19 protein-coding genes are annotated in these 17,446 nt (G+C 70.1%); 13 read left to right on the top strand and 6 right to left on the bottom strand.

The features are described from left to right. Nucleotides 1-169: 169 nt before the first annotated feature. The 5 genes from DS843_RS18290 to flgF are packed head-to-tail and all read right to left on the bottom strand — an operon-like array spanning nt 170 to nt 3,721. Nucleotides 170-670 carry a hypothetical protein gene (locus tag DS843_RS18290; protein ID WP_149470291.1) on the bottom strand — a complete coding sequence of 167 codons (501 nt, stop codon included), beginning with the start codon at nt 668-670 and terminating at the stop codon, nt 170-172. A gap of 19 nt (nt 671-689) precedes the next feature. Further along, nucleotides 690-1,433, bottom strand: coding sequence for a flagellar basal body L-ring protein FlgH (flgH, locus tag DS843_RS18285; protein WP_149470290.1), 744 nt, complete (start codon nt 1,431-1,433; stop codon nt 690-692). A gap of 34 nt (nt 1,434-1,467) precedes the next feature. Next, complete coding sequence (flgA, locus tag DS843_RS18280; RefSeq protein ID WP_286192171.1) at nt 1,468-2,184, bottom strand: flagellar basal body P-ring formation chaperone FlgA; 717 nt, start codon at nt 2,182-2,184, stop codon at nt 1,468-1,470. 5 nt (nt 2,185-2,189) lie between these two features. Next, a complete protein-coding gene (gene flgG / locus DS843_RS18275; RefSeq protein ID WP_149470288.1) occupies nt 2,190-2,975 on the bottom strand; it encodes a flagellar basal-body rod protein FlgG in 786 nt (261 codons plus the stop codon). 17 nt (nt 2,976-2,992) lie between these two features. After that, nucleotides 2,993-3,721 (bottom strand): flagellar basal-body rod protein FlgF, encoded by a 729-nt coding sequence (gene flgF / locus DS843_RS18270; RefSeq protein WP_149470287.1) that lies wholly within the window; start codon nt 3,719-3,721, stop codon nt 2,993-2,995. 166 nt (nt 3,722-3,887) lie between these two features. Here flgF and DS843_RS18265 point away from each other — a divergent pair, with 166 nt between their 5' ends. Genes DS843_RS18265 through DS843_RS18255 form a run of 3 tightly spaced genes read left to right on the top strand, consistent with a single transcriptional unit; the run spans nt 3,888 to nt 8,192 of the window. Continuing rightward, the gene (locus DS843_RS18265) at nt 3,888-6,299 is read left to right on the top strand and encodes a hypothetical protein (RefSeq protein WP_286192170.1); all 2,412 of its coding nucleotides are present in this window, start codon (nt 3,888-3,890) and stop codon (nt 6,297-6,299) included. Between the two features lie 41 nt (nt 6,300-6,340). Then, nucleotides 6,341-7,228: a flagellar motor stator protein MotA gene (gene motA / locus DS843_RS18260; RefSeq protein WP_149470286.1), complete on the top strand. Its 888-nt coding sequence runs from the start codon at nt 6,341-6,343 to the stop codon at nt 7,226-7,228. Between the two features lie 13 nt (nt 7,229-7,241). Then, nucleotides 7,242-8,192 (top strand): flagellar motor protein MotB, encoded by a 951-nt coding sequence (locus DS843_RS18255; protein ID WP_149470285.1) that lies wholly within the window; start codon nt 7,242-7,244, stop codon nt 8,190-8,192. A gap of 11 nt (nt 8,193-8,203) precedes the next feature. Here the strand turns inward: DS843_RS18255 and DS843_RS18250 are convergent, their stop codons facing one another. Continuing rightward, nucleotides 8,204-8,902, bottom strand: coding sequence for a YitT family protein (locus DS843_RS18250; RefSeq protein WP_475849234.1), 699 nt, complete (start codon nt 8,900-8,902; stop codon nt 8,204-8,206). Between the two features lie 323 nt (nt 8,903-9,225). Here DS843_RS18250 and DS843_RS18245 point away from each other — a divergent pair, with 323 nt between their 5' ends. The 10 genes from DS843_RS18245 (at nt 9,226) to DS843_RS18200 (ending at nt 17,443) form a co-directional block, all read left to right on the top strand. Beyond that, nucleotides 9,226-9,516, top strand: coding sequence for a RebB family R body protein (locus tag DS843_RS18245; RefSeq protein WP_145626299.1), 291 nt, complete (start codon nt 9,226-9,228; stop codon nt 9,514-9,516). Between the two features lie 112 nt (nt 9,517-9,628). Next, nucleotides 9,629-9,898, top strand: coding sequence for a RebB family R body protein (locus DS843_RS18240; RefSeq protein WP_145626298.1), 270 nt, complete (start codon nt 9,629-9,631; stop codon nt 9,896-9,898). 91 nt (nt 9,899-9,989) lie between these two features. Next, the gene (locus tag DS843_RS18235) at nt 9,990-10,256 is read left to right on the top strand and encodes a RebB family R body protein (protein WP_014200161.1); all 267 of its coding nucleotides are present in this window, start codon (nt 9,990-9,992) and stop codon (nt 10,254-10,256) included. A gap of 95 nt (nt 10,257-10,351) precedes the next feature. Further along, nucleotides 10,352-10,624, top strand: a complete 273-nt coding sequence (locus DS843_RS18230; protein ID WP_094305774.1) for a RebB family R body protein — start codon at nt 10,352-10,354, stop codon at nt 10,622-10,624. Nucleotides 10,625-10,747: 123 nt separating this feature from the next. Next, nucleotides 10,748-10,981 carry a RebB family R body protein gene (locus DS843_RS18225; RefSeq protein ID WP_149470283.1) on the top strand — a complete coding sequence of 78 codons (234 nt, stop codon included), beginning with the start codon at nt 10,748-10,750 and terminating at the stop codon, nt 10,979-10,981. Further along, the gene (locus tag DS843_RS18220) at nt 10,978-11,529 is read left to right on the top strand and encodes a RebB family R body protein (RefSeq protein ID WP_149470282.1); all 552 of its coding nucleotides are present in this window, start codon (nt 10,978-10,980) and stop codon (nt 11,527-11,529) included. The genes DS843_RS18225 and DS843_RS18220 overlap by 4 nt, the downstream gene beginning before the upstream one ends. A 61-nt stretch (nt 11,530-11,590) precedes the next feature. After that, entirely contained in the window at nt 11,591-11,941 is a 351-nt protein-coding gene (locus tag DS843_RS18215; RefSeq protein WP_149470281.1) for a hypothetical protein, read from the top strand. A 22-nt stretch (nt 11,942-11,963) separates the two neighbouring features. Then, nucleotides 11,964-13,052, top strand: a complete 1,089-nt coding sequence (locus DS843_RS18210) for a hypothetical protein (protein WP_208852272.1) — start codon at nt 11,964-11,966, stop codon at nt 13,050-13,052. Nucleotides 13,053-13,138: 86 nt separating this feature from the next. After that, nucleotides 13,139-13,666: a hypothetical protein gene (locus DS843_RS18205; protein ID WP_208852271.1), complete on the top strand. Its 528-nt coding sequence runs from the start codon at nt 13,139-13,141 to the stop codon at nt 13,664-13,666. A gap of 138 nt (nt 13,667-13,804) precedes the next feature. After that, nucleotides 13,805-17,443 carry a hypothetical protein gene (locus DS843_RS18200; protein WP_149470280.1) on the top strand — a complete coding sequence of 1,213 codons (3,639 nt, stop codon included), beginning with the start codon at nt 13,805-13,807 and terminating at the stop codon, nt 17,441-17,443. Nucleotides 17,444-17,446 lie beyond the last annotated feature (3 nt).

The raw sequence follows: 17,446 nt of genomic DNA, 5'->3' as shown, positions 1-17,446 counted from the left end.
CAAGTGACGGTACCGATACCAGCCCTTGGTACCGGTACTTTCGTCGCTGCGGACGTTTTGCCGCACATAAGTCTTCCCTCTCCCGGGGCTCTCGGCGGCCAAAGGCCGCCTGACGCCGTCAGCGCCCGCAAGCGGGCGCGAGAGGCGCGAGAGGGGATGAAGGGAAGCGCTACAGGCGGGTGTTTTCCTGGCGCATCAGGCGGTCGATCAGCACGCCGCGCACAAGGTCGGGGCCGAACTGCTCGGCGGCGGCCTGCTTCAGGGATTTGGCGACGGCGGCGGGATCGACCGACGGGCCGTCGAAGGCGCCCGCACCGGCCATTCCGAACAGGGCCTGCAGCAGGGCGTTGCGCGCGTGGGGCAGATGGCGGCGTAGCCGGTTGGCCTGATCGACGCTGCCCGTCTGAAGGGTGATCTGGGTCAGGATGAAGGCGTTGGTGCGGCCCTCCACCAGCACCGGCACCATCAGTTGCCCGACCTCCACATAGAAGGGGCCGGGGCCGTCGGTGAGCGCTTCCGGCGCGGCTCCGGCCTGCGACTGCTCCGCCGCGACCGTCTCCCCGGCGCCCAGCGTCAGTTGCAGGCGCCCGATGCCGTATCCGGCGGCACCCGCCAGGGCGGCGCAGAGCACGAAGACGGAAAAGCGGCTGGCTCCGGGACGTTGCGGCATGGTCGCGTGCTCCCCCGGCTCAGAAGGGCATGATGATGTCGAACACCTGCTGGCCGTAGCGCGGCTGCTGCACGTCGGTGATCTGGCCGCGCCCGCCGTAGGTGATCCGCGCTTCGGCGATCTTGTCGTATTCGATGGTGTTCACGTTGGTGATGTCCTCGGGACGGATGACCCCGGCGATTCGCATCTCGCGCAGTTCGTAGTTCACGCGCACCTCCTGCCGCCCGGCGATCACGAAGTTGCCGTTGGGCAGCACCTCGGTCACCACCGCCGCGGCGCGCATGGCGATGCGCTCGTTGCGCTGGATCGTTCCGGTCCCGGAGGAGGAGGAGGAACTGTCCAGATCGACGAGGCTGGACGGATTCACCGCATCGGGCAGCACCGCGGGCAGCCGCGACTCCAGCCCGAAGAAACTCGGCACCCCCGCCGATTCGGCGTTGGAGCGCTGGCGCTGCGTCTGGTTCTGCAACTGCGCCTGATCGGCGATGTTGATGATGACGGTCAGCAGATCGCCCACCTGCTTGGCCCGCGGGTCGCGGAAGAAGTCGCGGGACCCGGTGCGCCACAGCGAACTCGGCACCTGCTCGTTCATGTTGGGGCGCGGCATCGGCATGGAGATGACGCGCGCTTCCGGGGCCATGGCGGGGTTGGAGATCTCCGACAGGCGCGGCGCCTGCCCCACGTCGGCCAGCCGCCCGCAACCGGCGAGCGCCACCGTCAGGGCGAGGAAGGGAAGCAGGATGCGGGGCGGGAGCGTGCGCATGGAGGTGTCCTCGATTGAACCCAGGTGACTGGACTCAGAATTTCTCGGAAACCGCATCCGGCGGCCCGGAGACGGTGACGGTCTGCGGCCCGGTGATGGTGCCGGTGACGACGATGCTGCTGGCGATGTTCATCACCCGCACCAGTTCCCCCACCCCGCCGTCCTGAAGGGCGCGGCCCCGCGCCATCAGTTGCAGCGGACCGTCCTCATAGACGAGGCTGACCGGCTTGTTGCGCTGAACCACCAGCGGGGCGCCGACCGCGGAGGTCTGGATCAGCCGCCCGGCGGAAAGCTGGCGGCGGCTGGCCAGCCCGACCAGAGCGTCGCGGGAGGTGACGACGGCGCCGTTCAGCCGCTCCAATGGCATCGGGATGGTGGTCAGGTCGCTGTCGGCGATCACCTCGCCGGGCAGGATGCGGCGCGTCGGCACCGGCACCTCCACCATGACGTCGGCCTTGGCCTTGACCTCGACGATGCGCCCGTTGCTGCTGACCAGCGCGCGGATCAAGCCGCCGCGCGGGTCGTAGGACAGGTCGCGCACCGCCTCCACCGGGCCGGAGAAGGGCACGGTCAGCACCACCGACACCCGCGCGTCCGCCGGCACCGCCGGGCCGAGCGAGGCCGCCAGCTCCTGCGCCAGAAGCGCCTCCACGGCGCCTTCCCCGTCGGACAGGGTGGCCGCCCGGGCGGGCGACCACAGCAGGTGCAGGGCGACCGCGAAGGCGGCCCAATGGAAGACGGAACGCCGCATGGCGGTCACCGCATGTTGGAAAGCGTGGAGGCCATCTGGTCGCCGGCCTCGACCACCTTCGCGTTCATCTCGTAGGCGCGCTGGGCGGAGATGAGTTCGGTGATCTCCTGCACGACGTTGACGTTGGAGGATTCCAGATACTTCTGCCGGATGGTGCCGAAGCCCGCCTGCCCGCCGGTGCCGTCCTGCGGCTCGCCCGAGGCGGGGGTGGAGCGGTAGAGGTTGTCGCCCATCGCCTCCAGCCCGGATTCGTTGACGAACACGGTCATCACGAGCTGGCCCAGCACGCGCGGGCGGGTCTGCCCGTCCACGAAGGCCTGCACCTCGCCGGAGCTGTTCACGGCGATTTCCCGCGTGCCCTGCGGAACGGTGATCTCCGGCAGCACCGGGTGGCCGTCGCTGGTCACGACGGTCCCTTCCGGCGACAGCTTGAAGCCCCCGGCGCGGGTGTAGGCGGTTTCCCCCGCGGGCATGCGGATGTTGAAATAGCCGCGCCCTTCGATGGCGAGATCCAGCTCGTTCCCGGTGGAGGTCAGGTTGCCGGTCGTGTTGATGCGGTTGACGGCCCCCGGACGAACGCCCAGGCCGACCTCGATGCCGGTCGGGATGATGGTGCCGGCGTCGGTGGACTGGCTGCCCTGACGCCGTTCCGACTGGTACATCAGATCCTGGAACTCGGCGCGCCCGCGCTTGAAGGCGGTGGTGTTGATGTTGGCGATGTTGTTGGAGATGACCTCGACGTTCAACTGCTGGGCCATCATGCCGGTCGAAGCGATGCTGAGCACGCGCATGGACGCAATCTCCTGATTTAAGCGGATTTGCCGAGGCGGTTGATGGCGGAGCGCAGCAGATCCTGCCCGTCGTCCATCATGCGGGTGACCGACTGGTAGTCGCGCGTCAGCTCCATCATCCGCGACATCTCGGCGATGGCCTGGACGTTGGACTGCTCCAGCTTGCCCTGGACGAGGCGGGCGTCGGGGGCCGGCAGCGGCTGGGCGTCCCCGGCGTCGAACAGCACGTCGCCGGTCTGGGCCAGCGCCTGCGGGTTCTCGAAGCGGACGACGCGCAGCCGGGCGATCATCTCGTTGTCGGCGGAAACCAGCCCATCCGTGCCGATCTCCATCCGGCTGCGGTCCGCCGGGATGACGATGGGCTGCTGGTTGTCGTCCAGATAGGGGAAGCCGCCGGCGTTCACGAGCTGCCCGTCCACATCGCGCCGCATCCGCCCGTCGCGGGTGTAGCGCGGACCGTCCGGCGTCTGGACCTGGAACCAGCCGTCGCCGTCCAGCGCCACGTCGTAGGGGTTGCCGGTCGGCTTCAGCCCCCCGGCAGTGAAGTCGGTGTAAGTGGCGCGGTCGATGGTGAAGGCGATCTTGTCGGACGGCTTCATGCCGCCGCGCTCCATCGCCGCTTCGAACAGCATGCGTTCGCCGCGGAATCCGGCAGTGTTCATGTTGGCGATGTTGTTCGCCACGACATCGAGCTGCCGGCGCAGCGCCACTTGCCGCGACAATCCGATGTAAAGGGGATTCTCCATCGCCGGACACCTTCAGTTTGAACGCCGCCTTAACCTAGGTGATGCAGTTTAAAGCCGGGTTTCAACTGAGGCGCCGCGATGGGAACTGGCCGGTGTCTTGGGAGATTTTGCTCCGATTTAGATAAAATTTGGGACAGTCGCGATGCATCCCTGCCGGTCCTCGTCCGTGTCTGTGTCCATCTCCCTGGCCCTGCTGTTGGTCACCACCGCCTTGACTGCGCCATCCGCAAGCGCCGCCGAGCCCATCACCGTGCAGACGGGCGACCACGCCGACTTCTCGCGCTTGGCGCTGGTCAACGCGCAGGGCGCTCCGGCGGTGGAGGTGGGGAGTTGCGGCGGGCGCATCGCCTTCCCGCAGGCGGTTCCCTGGCCGCTGGAGACGCTGAACGGCACCTATTCCCGGCGGTTGACCGGCTTCCAAACGGCGGAGGATGGGCGCGGCCTGACCATGGACTGGCCCTGCGGCGCCCGCGTCACCGTGCGCCGGGAGAAACGGATCACCTTTATCGACGTGGCCGACCCGCCCCGCCCCGCGCGCAAGCCCGGCACGGTGGCCCCAGCCGAAACCTCCCTGCTGGCCGAAGCGCCGGGCGCGTCGGTCTTCCCGGTGATCGTGCCGCCGCCGGCTCCTGAACCGGTGCCCGAACCGGCACCCATCCGCCTCGCCGAGCGGCTAAGCCCGGTCGCCAACGCCCAGGCGCAGCCCATTTTGCAGGCGAAGCCCATCGTGCAGGCACCGGTCCCGGAAGCGCCGCCACCAAAGCCGGAAGCGAAGCTGGAACCCGCCAGGACGGTGGCCGCCGCACTGCCGCCACCGGCGGCTCCCGCCGCACCGCCGCCACCGGCGGCTCCCGTCACTCCCGTGGCCCAGGCCGATCCGGCGATCCGCGCCTTCGACCTGGACGCCTGGGCCGGCGAGGACTTCCCCGCGCGCAAGCAGCATCTGGAGCAGCGCATCGCTGAAAGCCAGGGCCGCGCGCGGGTGGACGCGCTGCTCGCCATGGCCCGCTTCACGCTGGCCCGCGCCCTGCCGGAGGAGGGCCGCGCCGCCCTGGACGCCGCGGAAAGCCTGACGCCGGGACCCGACCAGCGTTACGAGCTGCGCCTGCTGCGCGACGCCTTCCGCGCGCTGGACGGCACCGCCGATCCGGACGACAGCCAGTTCGTGCGCAGTGCACCCACCCCCGCCGCCGCCGACCATCACGTCTGGCGCAGCGTCACGCTCGCCCCCACCCGCTGGACCGACGCGAAGACGGGCCTGCCCATCGCGTTGAAGCGGCTGCTCTCCTACCCCGCCGACCTGCGCGGACGGCTGCTGACCCTGCTGGCCGAATCGGCGGGAGAGGCGGCGGACGGCCCGGCGCTGAACCTGATCGTGCTGGAGATGATCACCCTGGACGGCATCGGCTCCACGGACGGGCGGCTCGATTATTTCCGCGGGCGTCTGGCGGAACTGCACAACGAGGCGGCGGACGCGCTGACCCACTACAAGCGCGCCGCCGCGCTGCCGAATCTCTATGGCCACCGGGCGCAGGTGCGCTCCATCGAGTTGCGGCTCGCCAGCGGCGCTCTGGACGATCCCGGCGCCATCGCGGAGCTGGAAAGCCTGCGCTACGCCTGGCGCGGCGGCGATGTGGAGACGGACGCGCTGGCCGCCCTGGGTGCCGCCTACACCCGCGCCGGGCGGATCGACGCGGCGCTCGACATCTTCGGCCTGCTGGGCCGCCGCTTCGGAGCGACGGCGCGCGGGCGCGCGGCCCTGACCAACGGGCGCGGGCTCCTGGACGCGGTGATCGGCCATCTGGAGACGACACCGGGGACCACGCTGGACGCCTTGGCCCTCCAGGTGCGCCATGGCCGCACGGTGGCGATGACGGACGACGAGTCCGGCACGCGGCAGCGGCGGCTGGCCCGGGTGCTGGCCCGCGGCGGCTTCACGCTGGAAGCGGGACGCCTGCTGCACGGCCTCGCCGAGACCGCGCGCGGGGCGCAGCGCACCGAGATCGGGCTGGAGCTGGCCCGCGTGCTCCTGGACGCCGGGCGCGGGGCGGAGGCGCTGGCCGTTCTGGACCACACCGCCGGTCCCGTGACGGACGCCCCAGCCACCAACGCCCAGGCTGCCGAGCGGCGCGCCCTGCTGCGCGCCGAAGCCTTCGCCGCGGAGGGCGAGGCGATGCGCGCCTTCGACGCGTTGCGCGGCCTGACCGGTCCCGAAGCGGCGCGCATCCGGGCGGACAGCCTGTTCCGGGCCGGCGAATGGCCGGCGGCGCGCGCCGCCTACGCCGAACTGATCGAAGTTTCCCCCATGCCGGACGACATCGCCCATCACGCGCTGGCCGCCTTCCGCGCGGGCGACGACGCGGCGGTGACCGCCGCCGCGGAGCGCCACGGCAAGGCGCTGGCCGGCACCCGCTGGGCGGGGCTTCTCGACGCGCTGGCCGCCCCGGCGGACCCGGCGGGCAAGCCGCTGTCCAGCGCCACGGTCGGCGGGCAGCTCGCCGCCGCCGACGCGCTGGCCGGTATGGTGCGCCGGTGGACGGCGCCCGGAAGCCCGCAGCCCAACAAGACGGCTCCCTGAGCCCGACCTCATCATTCGGCCGAGCCGGAGGACTAACCATCATGCGTTTGCTGTTCGGAATCGTCGCGGTCTTCCTGAGCGTGCTCGGCGGCTTCGCCGCCATGGGCGGGCGGATGGGCGTGCTGTGGCAGCCCGTGGAGATCGTCATCATCGTCGGTGCCGGGATCGGCGGCTACGTCATCGCCAACTCCATGCCGGTGCTGCGCGCGACCATGCGCACCATCGGCGCGGTGGCCCGCGGGCGGCACACCAGCAAGGACGAGTATCTCGACCTGATCTCCCTCCTCTACGTCCTTCTGCGGCAGGCCAAGTCCAAGGGCGTGTCGAACATCGAAAGCGACATCGACAAGCCCGAGGACAGCCCGATCTTCGCCCAGTATCCCTCCGTCTTCCGCCAGCCGCGCTGCGTCACCTTCCTGTGCGACTATCTGCGCCTGATCGCGCTGGGCCAGGACAACCCGCACGACCTGGAAGCGCTGATGAGCGAGGAGATCGACACCATCGGGCGCGAGCTGAACCAGGTGCCCAAGGCGTTGCAGAATCTGGCCGACGCGCTGCCGGCCCTGGGCATCGTCGCCGCCGTGCTGGGCGTCATCAACGCCATGGGGGCGATCAGCGAGCCGCCGGAGGTGCTGGGCCACATGATCGGCGGGGCGCTGACCGGCACCTTCCTGGGCGTTCTGCTGTCCTACGGTCTGGTCGGCCCGATCGCCGCCGCCGCGCGCCAGCGCCGCGAGGCGGAGCTGACCCTGTTCATCTGCGTGCGCGCGGCGCTCGGCGCCTATCTGCGCGGCAGCCCTCCGCAGGTCTGCGCGGAGTTCGCCCGCAAGGTGCTGTTCGCCGACACCCAGCCGAGCCTTGCCGAGGTCGAGGTCGCCACCACCCTCTCCTCGCAGGCGAAGGCCCGCGAGGCGAGCCAGACCGCCTGAGGGAGGCCCCGCCATGGCCCGCAAGCGCATCGAGCCGACGATCATCGTCAAGCGCCGCCACGGCGAGGAGGAGGAGGAGCACAACAGCGCCTGGAAACTGGCCTACGCCGACTTCGTGACGGCCATGATGACCTTCTTCCTCATCATGTGGCTGATGAACATCACCACGGTGGAACAGCGCAAGGGCATCGCCGACTACTTCAACCCGGTGGCCCTGTCCCAGTCCAACTCGGGCGCGGACGGCATGCTGGCCGGGCGGGCGGTGGACCAGACCGGATCGCTCTCCACCCCCAACGCGCCGGGGGAGCACAGCGTGCCGGTGGCCGCCCCGCCCGTGGTGGCCTCGCTGGGCGAGAGCGACCGCGAGCCCGCCGGGCGCAAGGACCCGATGCCCCACCCGCCCGGCGGCAGGAACCAGTCGGACCGCGACGCGCGGGCGGAGCTGGAGGCCTTGCTCGACCGCCAGACGGCGGCCCTGACCGAACGGCAGGGGTTGGAGAAGGCCGAGCGCGACCTCCGCGCGGCGCTGGAAACCATGCCGGAGCTGGGAGCGCTCGCCGCCAGCGTGGTCATCGAGCAGACGTCCGTGGGCCTGCGCGTTCAACTCACCGATCAGGCGAAGGTGTCGATGTACAACGTCGGCTCCGCCCAGATGAACGAGCAGGGGCGGCGCCTGATGCGGCTGGTCGCCGGGGCCGTCGCGTCGTCCCCCAACCGCCTCAGCATCACCGGCCACACCGACGCGCTGGGCTATGCGGAGGGGGCGAAGTACGGCAATTGGGAACTGTCCAGCGACCGCGCCAACGCCGCCCGCCGCGAGCTGATCGCCGCGGGCGTGCCGGCCCGGCGGATCGTCCGGGTGGAGGGCCGCGCCGACCTGGACCATCTCGACGCCGCAAACCCGCTGGCCCCGCAGAACCGGCGGATCAGCATCACCCTTCTGAAGGCCGCGGCGGGGGAATAGCCCCCTCGCGGTCAGCGGGCCACGTACCAGTCCGTCCGGTGGTTGAAGGCGACGAAGGCGTTCAGCACCGCCGCCCCCAGGATGGAGGCCAGCACCGCCTTCCCGTCGATCACGAAGACCGCCATGGAGAAGATCACCACGTCGAACATGGCCTGGAGCCAGCCGGCGCGGAATCCCGTCTTCTCCTGGATGTAGTAGGCGAGAATGCCCACCCCGCCGCCGCTGGAGCCGTGGCGGAACAGGCCGATGACCCCGATGCCGATGCAGAAGCCCGCCAGAACCGCCGCCACATAGGGATGCAGCGCATCGTAGCGGATCGCCTGCGGCGCCAGCGTGGTCAGGACCGAGATGCTCGTCACCGCCAGGAGCGACTTCGCGGTGAAGCGCCAGCCGATGCGCGCCAGCGCCAGCGCGTAGAAGGGCAGATTCACGACGAAGAACACCGGGCCGAACTCCAGCCCCGTGGCGTAGGCGATGACGAAGGACAGCCCCGCCGCCTGCCCGGTGATCAACCCGGCGGCATGCAGTATGGAAATCCCGAACGCGGTCATGATGATGCCGAAGAGCTGCCCCTGCGCATTATCAAATGCGCTGTGAGACGCCCTTTTGGCTTCTTTTGTTGCAACGGCAGTGTCGGCGGGCACGGATACTGCACACTTCTTGGACACGCTGGACACCTTCCGGATTTCATTCCCCGGCGACAGTATCATCAAAGACCAGAGCAAGAATAGAGCGGCGTAGGATCGTTCGCCATGCCCATCCGCCGCGCGCCATCCGCCGCACCGCGGGTGCGAGCGCGTCCCGACGGGGCAACGACGTTTTCCCCGCATCGGCGCGCCCGGCGCAACCCATGCGCACAAAATTCGCGCGATGCGCCGGATTCTTTCGCCGGATAGACCAATCGCGCCGCGCACCACATCGCTACAGTCGCATGGTCCGCCGTTCGCGCACCCCATGGTCGCATGCGGCTGTGTGAACGATCGACGCCACCAGCGGCCGCCTTTGAAACCGGCCCCACCAGTGAGGAAAGACAATGGCATTTCCGACCGCCGTGAACGACCAGATCACCGATTCCGTCACCCAGGCCAACACCAAGGTTCTGGGCGACGCTCCGGCGATCGCCATGGGCAATCTGTTCCAGGCCACGGCCCAGGCGCTGGCCAACGCGGCCCACAACGCCACCAACGCCCAGCAGCAGTCCTACGTGACCGCGCAGGCCGCCACCACCCAGGGCGTGGCCACGCTCTACTCGATCGACACCGCCACCACCGGCGTGGCGACGAAGAGCATCCTGAGCACCGGCGTCAAGGGCCTCGGCTCGTAAGCCGTCCCCGCCGCGCCACTGCCGATCCAACCCCGATCCAACCCCACTGCGCCACCCCGCCTTTCCATGACGGGCGGCGGGCGGGCGTCAGACAACCGACGAGGACGAACAAATGGCTTTCCCGACCGCCGTGAACGACCAGATCACCGATTCCGTCACCCAGGCCAACACCAAGGTTCTGGGCGACGCCCCGGCGATCGCCATGGGCAACCTGTTCCAGGCCACGGCCCAGGCGCTGGCCAACGCGGCCCACAACGCCACGAACAACCAGCAGCAGTCCTACGTGACCATGCAGGCGGCCACCACCATGGGCGTCGCCACGCTCTACTCGATCGACACCGCCTCCACCGGCGTCGCCACCAAGTCGATCCTGGGAGCCTGATGAGCCGACCGGCCCGTTCCGGGCGCCAGCGGGCGCCCGGAACGGGCCGCCGACCATCCATCCCGAACCATTCGCCAAGGAATAACGTCAGATGGCTTTCCCGACGGCAGTCAACAGCCAGATCACCGATTCCGTAGCCCAGAGCAACGTCCAGGTCGTTGGCAGCTCGCCGGCGATCGCCATGGGCAACCTGTATCAGGCCACCGCCCAGGCGCTGGCCAACGCGGCCCACAACGCGACCCTGGCGCAGCAGCAGATGTACGTCACGGCGCAGGCCGCCACGACGACCGGCGTCGCGATGCTCTACTCCATCGACACCGCGACCACCGGCGCCGCCACGTCGAAGCTCCTCGGCTGACCGGACGGCGGACGCGGCACCCGCCGCCGTCCGCCGCCCGCCGCCGGCGCTTTGGCCTCGAACCAACGCAACATCCGATGTAAGGAGCAAACACGATGGCTTTCCCGACCGCCCTGAACAACCAGATCACGGACTCGGTCTCCCAGGTCAACACCAAGGTCCTGGGCGACGCCCCGGCCGTCGCGATGGGCAACCTGTTCGTCGCCACCAGCCAGGCGCTGTCGAACGCGGCCCACAACGCCACGAACAACCAGCAGCAGTCCTACGTGGTGATGCAGGCGGCCACCACGCAGGGCCTGTCGACGCTGTACTCGGTCGACACGGCCTCGACCGGCGTCGCCACCACCCAGATCCTGGGCCTCTCCTAAGGAGAGACGGCGGGCCGCCTCCGGGAAACCGGGGGCGGCCTCCGCCGCAGCCTCCATTACAGGCCCCCATCGCAGGTTGAAGCGCCCGGTCGCGCATAGGACCGTGTCCGCAGGAGTTCGCGAATGCCCGACGGAGCCTCCGCCGGCCCTGCCGGATCGGTCGCGGCGAACACGGCGATACCGCTTGGCCTGACCCCATCCCTGGCGATGGACATGACCTACGTCGCCATGGCCGACAGCATCGGCCTGGCCATGCAGAACGCCGTCGCCAACCAGCAGCGCGCCCAGGTCATCACCGAAGCCGCGCTCGCCCAGGTCCTCACGCTGATCATCACCAAGGGAACCGCACAATCATGAGCGACGAAGGCACCATGAACACGCAGGTGATCGACGCGACGTCGGACATCGTCACGCTTCTGACGGGACAGTCCCCCGCGCAGTCCTTCGCGATGCTCGACGCCGTGATGGTCGAGACGCTCGGCATGGCGATGCACAACGCCGTCCACCGCCAGCAGAACGCCGGCATGGTCAATTCCGCCGCGGTCACCGCCGCCTGCGCCAAGATGCTGTCCGTGCCCTTCCCCACCACGCCGCCGCCCCCGCCCTCGGGCTCGTCCACTTCCGGAGGCAATGCGGCGCCCCTGCAGCCGCTGACCCCGCTGCTGACGACCTCGCTCACCACGCTGCCCTCCACGGTCACCGGCGGTACCGGGAACAGCACTGTATCCAGCGGCACCGGAAACAGCACCGTTTCCAGCGGCACCGGGAACAGCACCGTCTCCAGCGGTACCGGGAACAGCACCGTCTCCAGCGGCACCGGAAACAGCACCGTCTCCAGCGGCACCGGAAACAGCACCGTCTCCGGCGGTACCGGAAACAGCACCGTCTCCGGCGGCACGGCCTGATTGACGCCGCGCCCAACCCACAGCGCCCGGCCTCCCCGGCCGCAACGACCAAGGAGCCTTCATGTCGGAGCCCACGAAGGTCAATGCCCAGATCATTGACGTCATAAACCAGACGCAGACGGCGACGATGAGCCAGCAGGTCATCACCGCCAGCGGCGCGGGAAAGGCCTATCAGGCGGTCGCCCAGTCCACGGCCATGGCCGTGCAGGACGCGACGGACACGTTGCGCAACGTCTCGACCATCGCCACCACGGCGATCGGCGTGGCGATGGCGCAGCTTCTGGCGACCGGCGACCCCAAATACGTCACCGCCCTGACCCAGGCGCAGGGAATGATGACGAGCGCCGCCAGCGACTTCTCCAGCATCGGTACCGCGGCCTCCACGGTCCTGAAGAGCTTCCCTTCAAGCTGACCCTTACGCAGGTGTCCCCACCATGACCGTCTCTGTCGCCAAAAAGATGATCCAGAACCGCGCCGGTCTGACCGACCTGGGGCGGCTTGCGCTCGCCTTCATCGATGGCGGGTCGGAGTGGCTCGACTGGGCCATCAGCAACGCCGGTCCGCGCTACGACTTCCCGGACGAGAGCACCCTGGTGGAGCAGGTCCAGCAGGGTCTTCACGCGACGCGGCTGGCCCTGCTGCCCACGATGAAGCTGATGGTCAGCCCGGTGAAGCTGATGACTCTGGGGGTGGACAGCCTGCGCACGCTGGCCGACGCCGAATCCGGCAACACCAGCGCCACGGTCTCGGCCCAGGTCAAGCGCATCCTCGCGGACCACAATCTGCTGACCCAGGACGACTTCGCCGCCGGCGCGTCCTTCCTCGACGGGCTGGGGGTCTCCGGGGCTCCGGTCTTCCAGTTCATGGGCTTCGACGAGCAACTGGCCGTGCAGGAGCTGCTCTACCGCAAGGAAAGCCAGGGAACCGCCAACCCCGAGCTTCAGAAGGAAGCCGCCGCCTTCGCGGTGGATCAGGCGCGGACCGTGCAGGAATTCGCGGATTACTATCAGTTCTACCTGATCTACGTGAACCGGCTCGGCGCCCTGACCGCCACGCCGGACGACCGCAAGAAGAGGGCCGCCGCTGCGCTGGAAACCATCCTGCCGCAGTTGTTCGGCTTTCTGGAATGCCCGCAGGTCGGCCCGCTGGCCGCCCCGGCGGAGGTGGCGATGGCCGTCTCCAACTGGCAGAAGCGCGGGCGGGTGATCGGCTTCGCCCGCCTGTCCGACGGGGCCTTGCAGGTCGTCCGCGACACCGCCTTCAGGGACGAGACCGGCGACGCCGTGCGGGTGCTGGTGACCAGCTATCTGGCCGGGGCGCAGGCCCTGCTGTCGGCGACGCCGCCGCAGCGCGGCATCATGGGACAGGACGGCGCCTCCTGCCTCTTCCCCGTCTTCGGCAAGGGCATTCAGGCGGAGATTCAGATGGGGGCCGCGGGGGTGATCTCGCTGCGCTGCTTTCGGCCCGATCCCCCCGCCGCCTCCACCGTCACCGCCACCGCCACCACCGCCACCGCCGCCTGACCCGCCGCCCGATCCACCCCAGGCGAAGCCGCAGACGGCCCCGGCATCCGCACCGCAAGACCGAACCGGACGAAGGAGATCGAAGGATGGGCGTTTCCCAGCCCCCCAGCAGCCCGACAGTTGAAACGGCGGCCGCTCCGGCGGCGCCCGAAACTCCGGCTCCACCGCCTGCGGCGGTCCCCGGCGTGCCGGAGGCGCCGCCGGCTCCGCCGCCCGACACGTCGCCCTTCGAACCGGGTGCGAAGACGCCCGCCGAAATCGCCAGCGCGCTGCTCGACCACGCGGTCAAGAGCGTGAGCGACGCCGCCGAACAGGCTCTGGCCGCCGTCGAACAGGCCATCCAGCTCGCCGGCCATGCGGTGGAGTCGATCCCCGGCCTGACCGCGCACCCCGGCGGCGACGCCGACGAGCACAGCGCCATGTCCAAGGCGAACGAGGCGATGTCCCAGGCGCTTCAGGCCAGCGGCGGGGCCGGCGGGCAGGCGATGCAGCAGGCCAGCGAGCAGCAGCAGAAGGCCGTCGCCGCGGCCAGCGAGGCGGCGCAGCAGGCCATGGCCGCGGCCAGCGCCCAGATCGCACGGGCGATGAACAGCAAAGGCGATCCGGCCCTGTAAGGCCGCCGCCGACCTGCCGCACCGGAGGGGCCGCACCGGAGGGACCGCACCGCAGGGCGGCTTCCCGGGGCGTGCGGGGCGGAGCCGTTCCCGCAAAGCCCCGAACCGAGCACCAAACCGAGCCGAAGGACATCCCGCATGCCGTCCCGCACGCGCCGGAAACTGATCGTTGTCGCGCCCGAAATCCCGCCGCTCACCCCGGTGAAGGGGAGCCTGGACGCGGTCGCCGCCGCCGCGACGCAGGTGCTGAATCTGCCGGTGGCGGCGGCCTCCCAGCGCGACTCCCTGCGGGGATGGACCGCCGCCGCCGTCCACCCGCTCCAGCCGTTCCAGACCGCCTGGCTGGGGATGGTGCGCGGGGCCGCCTTCGGGATCGGCGCGCCCGAAGAGCGCATGGCTGTTGAAGCCAGTGCCATGGACCGGCTGTTCGTCATGGGGGACGGAACCCCGTCTCTGCTGGGCGTGCCGCCCGGTTCGGTCTACGAGGGTGAGCGGTTTCCGCTTCCCGACGACCGGCTGGACGGCGCCCGCCTCCTGCTGAAGCAGGCGTTGCGCGCTGTCGGCGAGGCCAAGGAAAGCCAGTCCATCGAGGACGACGCCATCTCCCGCCCGCTGCGCGGCGCCCGGGACATCCTGCTGCCGCTGACCGAGGCCCTGGCGGGACCGGCGGAGGCGGGCGGCACCGCCCCCTTCGCGGAGGAGCGGCGCCAGCTTCTCGGCCTCGACCAGGAAATGGCGGCGGCGAAGACCTTGGAAAAGAGCAAGGCCTTGGACAAGGGGAAGGCCATCGCGGCGGGCATCGCCCGGATCGCCAACACGCTGGACGAGGCCGCACAGGCCGCCGCCGGCGTCCATTTGTCCTACGCCGCCGAAACCGCCTACCGCCTGCGGCTCGCGATCCGCTTCAAGGTCCGCTACGACGCCCGGCTTCCCGCGGATCGTCTGGCCGCCGCCGACCGCGCGCTGACCCGCCTGCTGAACGGCGGCTATCCCCAACTGGCGGACTGGCTGCGCGGCCGGATGCGGACGCTGGCGCAGCGGATGGCGGAGATCGACCCGTCCGGCCACAGCCTGTTCGTCGTGATGGAGGAAGGGACCAAAGGCGCCGGCGGATGGACCGCGCAGCTTCTCATCGACCCCGGCCTTCCGGCGCCGGCCTGGTTCGCCCTGTTCCAGCGCCTGCACAATGCCCTTCTCATGGCGCTGTTCCCCCTCAAGCTGGAGCTGTACGGGCTGCTGCACCGGCTGAACGGCGCGGCCCCCGCGGTAAGCCCGGCGGACGAATGGGCGGAGATGAGGGTGAGCGGCGGGATGGAGTCCGGCACGGACCGGGATGCGGCGGAGTACGGACGCAACGTCTGCGCCGCCGTGCTGGTCGATGTGGCCATTCCGCGCCATGGCACGCCGGCCCTTCGGCAGCAGTGGCGGCGCTTCACGGGCGACGTGCGGATCGAGAACGGCCTGCCGCGACCCGGGCCGGCCTACCGCATCACCTCGGCCCTGTGGGCGGTCAACACCCTGTGCCGGTCCACGACCCGGCCGCAGGACGCCGCACCGGCGCTGATCCAGCGGCTGTACGACCTGCTGGCCAAACAGGATCAGGCCACGACGGACGGCATCTCCGCCATCCGCGCCCGCATCCGGGAAGACGTGGCGCCTCTGTCCCTGAAGGCCATCGACGGGCTTGGCGACGCCACGGTGCGGCGGCTTCTCGTCGTGATCCTGGAGCAGGTCTGCCAGGGCTACGGGTTTGCCACGGACACGGCGCTGGCGGCGGCCTTCGACGGCTGGTTCGCCGCCAAGGTTCCGGGCTACGCGGATCGGACCGCCCTTCCCGCGGCGGTCTTCGACGCCATCGAGGCCGCCAGCCAGCGGGGCGACTGGAGCGACGGGGCCACGGCCATCGCGAACGCGGTGGGATTCGGCCTGTGGGTGTCGGCGACGATGGAAAGCCATCTGAAGGAGCGCGCGTCCTTCCTGCGCACCTGCTCCGGCGACACGAAAAAGCTGCTGCGGCATCTCACCGCCCGGCCCTCCCCGGCGGAGGCGCTGTCCGATCCGCCCGTCCAGCCGGTGATCGACGGTCCCTGGGCCGCGGCGCTGCATCTGGACCATTGCTGGCCGGAAAAGGGCTATGGCGCATCGGCGGCCCCCGTCGCTCTCCTTCTCCAGGACGGCAAGGGCGGGCGCCAGCCGAACGAGATCCTCACCGCCGCCGCCACCCTCATCGAGGATTGGCTGATCGGCCACCCCGGCGGTTTCGCGCTGGATCGCGGCGACAGGGGATTGACCATTGCCTGGAACGCCGAGGCGGACCTCGCCCCCTTCCGCTACCGCCCGACCGTGGCCACGGTCTCCACGACACCTGCCGCGCAGGGCGCGCCGTACCCGTCGCTGGTCGACGGGCTGCCCGTCACCGCCCTGTCCGAGACGATCCGGTCGCTCTCCGAAAGCGTGGCGCAGACGGACGATTGCGCCGTCCACAGCCGGCTGACCGCGACGCTGAACGCCCTGATCGACGCCGGCCTGCGCGACGACGCGCCGGAGGCCGCCGCCCCGTGGGTGGAGGCGCTGCGCGAGGGCCGGTGCCGTCATCTGATGCTGAGCAGCGCGGAGCTGGCGCAGGGCGCCGCCGCCGAGTACCCGCGGAGCTACTATCCCGACCTCTCCGCGCGAATCACGCTGGGCGCCAATCCGCTGGAGGTCGCGCAGCGGCTTTCGCGCCTCACCAAGGAGGTCACGGGCCGGACCCTGGATCTGCTGGTCGTCAACCAGGGAAGCGGCGGCATCGACTGTCTGTCGCCGGGGCCATGGACGGTGGAGGCGATGGCCCTCTGCATCGTGGAGCCACTGAAGCAGTCGGGGCTGCACGCCCGGACCATCGTTCTGGATTACCCCATGTCGGCGGCGGCGATCCCGGCCTTCCAACCGCTGTGCGCGCCGGACGGACGGATCGCCGGCACGTTGTACGGGATCGGCGTCCCCATCATGGACCGCGCCCTGTGGGAAGCCGTCCGGACGGCGCTTTCCGACGGCGACGTGACAGACCTCGACCGCCTGATCGGCGAGCGGATCGGGGCACTCACCGCCGGCCTGACGGGGCGTATCCATCTGAACGATTTCCTCACCGCGTCCGACGCGATGATCCACGCCCATCTGGCCGAGCATCCAGACGGACGGGCCGCCGTTTCTCTGCTGCGCTGCCTGAAGCCGATCGGCGACACGCTGGGCGATCCCGACGCGCCGCTCGACCGCATCGAGGCCATGGTGCGGACGCTGCGGGGTGATCCCGTTTCCCGGCCCCTTCCCTGGAGCGACTTTGCCGACGCCGACAAGGCCGTGCTGGAGAGCTTCCCGATGGAAGCCGGGAGCATGACCGCGGACTCGCTGGGGCAACTCCGCGACCGGCTGCGCAGCCGCGTGACGGCCGTCCTCACCGATCCCGCCTGGAAGATCGGCCTGGACCCGGCGGCGCTGGAGGCCCTGCCCCTGTTCGGATCGGCAGACAGCCTGTGGGGCCGGATCGGCAGCCGCTGGGCCAATCTGCTGGCCCATGATCCCGGCCTGTCGCGCTTCCCGTCCTCCGTCGCTCTGTACGACGCGCAGACCGGTCAGATCCGCCTTGACGCCGCGTTCGACGCCTTCGGCGGCAAGCTGGAGGAGACACTCCGCCGAGTGGCGCCGGGCGCGGACCGGGAAGCCGCCGAATGCGTGGCCGACCTGCGCTACGGCCAGGATTCCATTCCCCTTCAGTCGATCGAGAGCTTCTGGCAGTAGACA

The sequence above is a fragment of the Roseomonas genomospecies 6 genome (assembly GCF_008365375.1).
In the GTDB taxonomy this organism is placed as follows: domain Bacteria; phylum Pseudomonadota; class Alphaproteobacteria; order Azospirillales; family Azospirillaceae; genus Azospirillum.
This window is presented reverse-complemented; position numbering and strand designations above follow the sequence as displayed.

Coding starts and splice junctions, on each gene's coding strand:
- DS843_RS18220 (WP_149470282.1), top strand. CDS start 10,978: ATGAGCGACGAAGGCACCATGAACACGCAGGTGATCGACGCGACGTCG.
- flgH (WP_149470290.1), bottom strand. CDS start 1,433: ATGCGCACGCTCCCGCCCCGCATCCTGCTTCCCTTCCTCGCCCTGACG.
- DS843_RS18255 (WP_149470285.1), top strand. CDS start 7,242: ATGGCCCGCAAGCGCATCGAGCCGACGATCATCGTCAAGCGCCGCCAC.
- DS843_RS18215 (WP_149470281.1), top strand. CDS start 11,591: ATGTCGGAGCCCACGAAGGTCAATGCCCAGATCATTGACGTCATAAAC.
- flgG (WP_149470288.1), bottom strand. CDS start 2,975: ATGCGCGTGCTCAGCATCGCTTCGACCGGCATGATGGCCCAGCAGTTG.
- flgF (WP_149470287.1), bottom strand. CDS start 3,721: ATGGAGAATCCCCTTTACATCGGATTGTCGCGGCAAGTGGCGCTGCGC.
- DS843_RS18245 (WP_145626299.1), top strand. CDS start 9,226: ATGGCATTTCCGACCGCCGTGAACGACCAGATCACCGATTCCGTCACC.
- DS843_RS18250 (WP_475849234.1), bottom strand. CDS start 8,902: ATGATACTGTCGCCGGGGAATGAAATCCGGAAGGTGTCCAGCGTGTCC.
- DS843_RS18290 (WP_149470291.1), bottom strand. CDS start 670: ATGCCGCAACGTCCCGGAGCCAGCCGCTTTTCCGTCTTCGTGCTCTGC.
- DS843_RS18235 (WP_014200161.1), top strand. CDS start 9,990: ATGGCTTTCCCGACGGCAGTCAACAGCCAGATCACCGATTCCGTAGCC.
- DS843_RS18210 (WP_208852272.1), top strand. CDS start 11,964: ATGACCGTCTCTGTCGCCAAAAAGATGATCCAGAACCGCGCCGGTCTG.
- DS843_RS18230 (WP_094305774.1), top strand. CDS start 10,352: ATGGCTTTCCCGACCGCCCTGAACAACCAGATCACGGACTCGGTCTCC.
- DS843_RS18225 (WP_149470283.1), top strand. CDS start 10,748: ATGCCCGACGGAGCCTCCGCCGGCCCTGCCGGATCGGTCGCGGCGAAC.
- DS843_RS18200 (WP_149470280.1), top strand. CDS start 13,805: ATGCCGTCCCGCACGCGCCGGAAACTGATCGTTGTCGCGCCCGAAATC.
- DS843_RS18240 (WP_145626298.1), top strand. CDS start 9,629: ATGGCTTTCCCGACCGCCGTGAACGACCAGATCACCGATTCCGTCACC.
- DS843_RS18205 (WP_208852271.1), top strand. CDS start 13,139: ATGGGCGTTTCCCAGCCCCCCAGCAGCCCGACAGTTGAAACGGCGGCC.
- motA (WP_149470286.1), top strand. CDS start 6,341: ATGCGTTTGCTGTTCGGAATCGTCGCGGTCTTCCTGAGCGTGCTCGGC.
- flgA (WP_286192171.1), bottom strand. CDS start 2,184: ATGCGGCGTTCCGTCTTCCATTGGGCCGCCTTCGCGGTCGCCCTGCAC.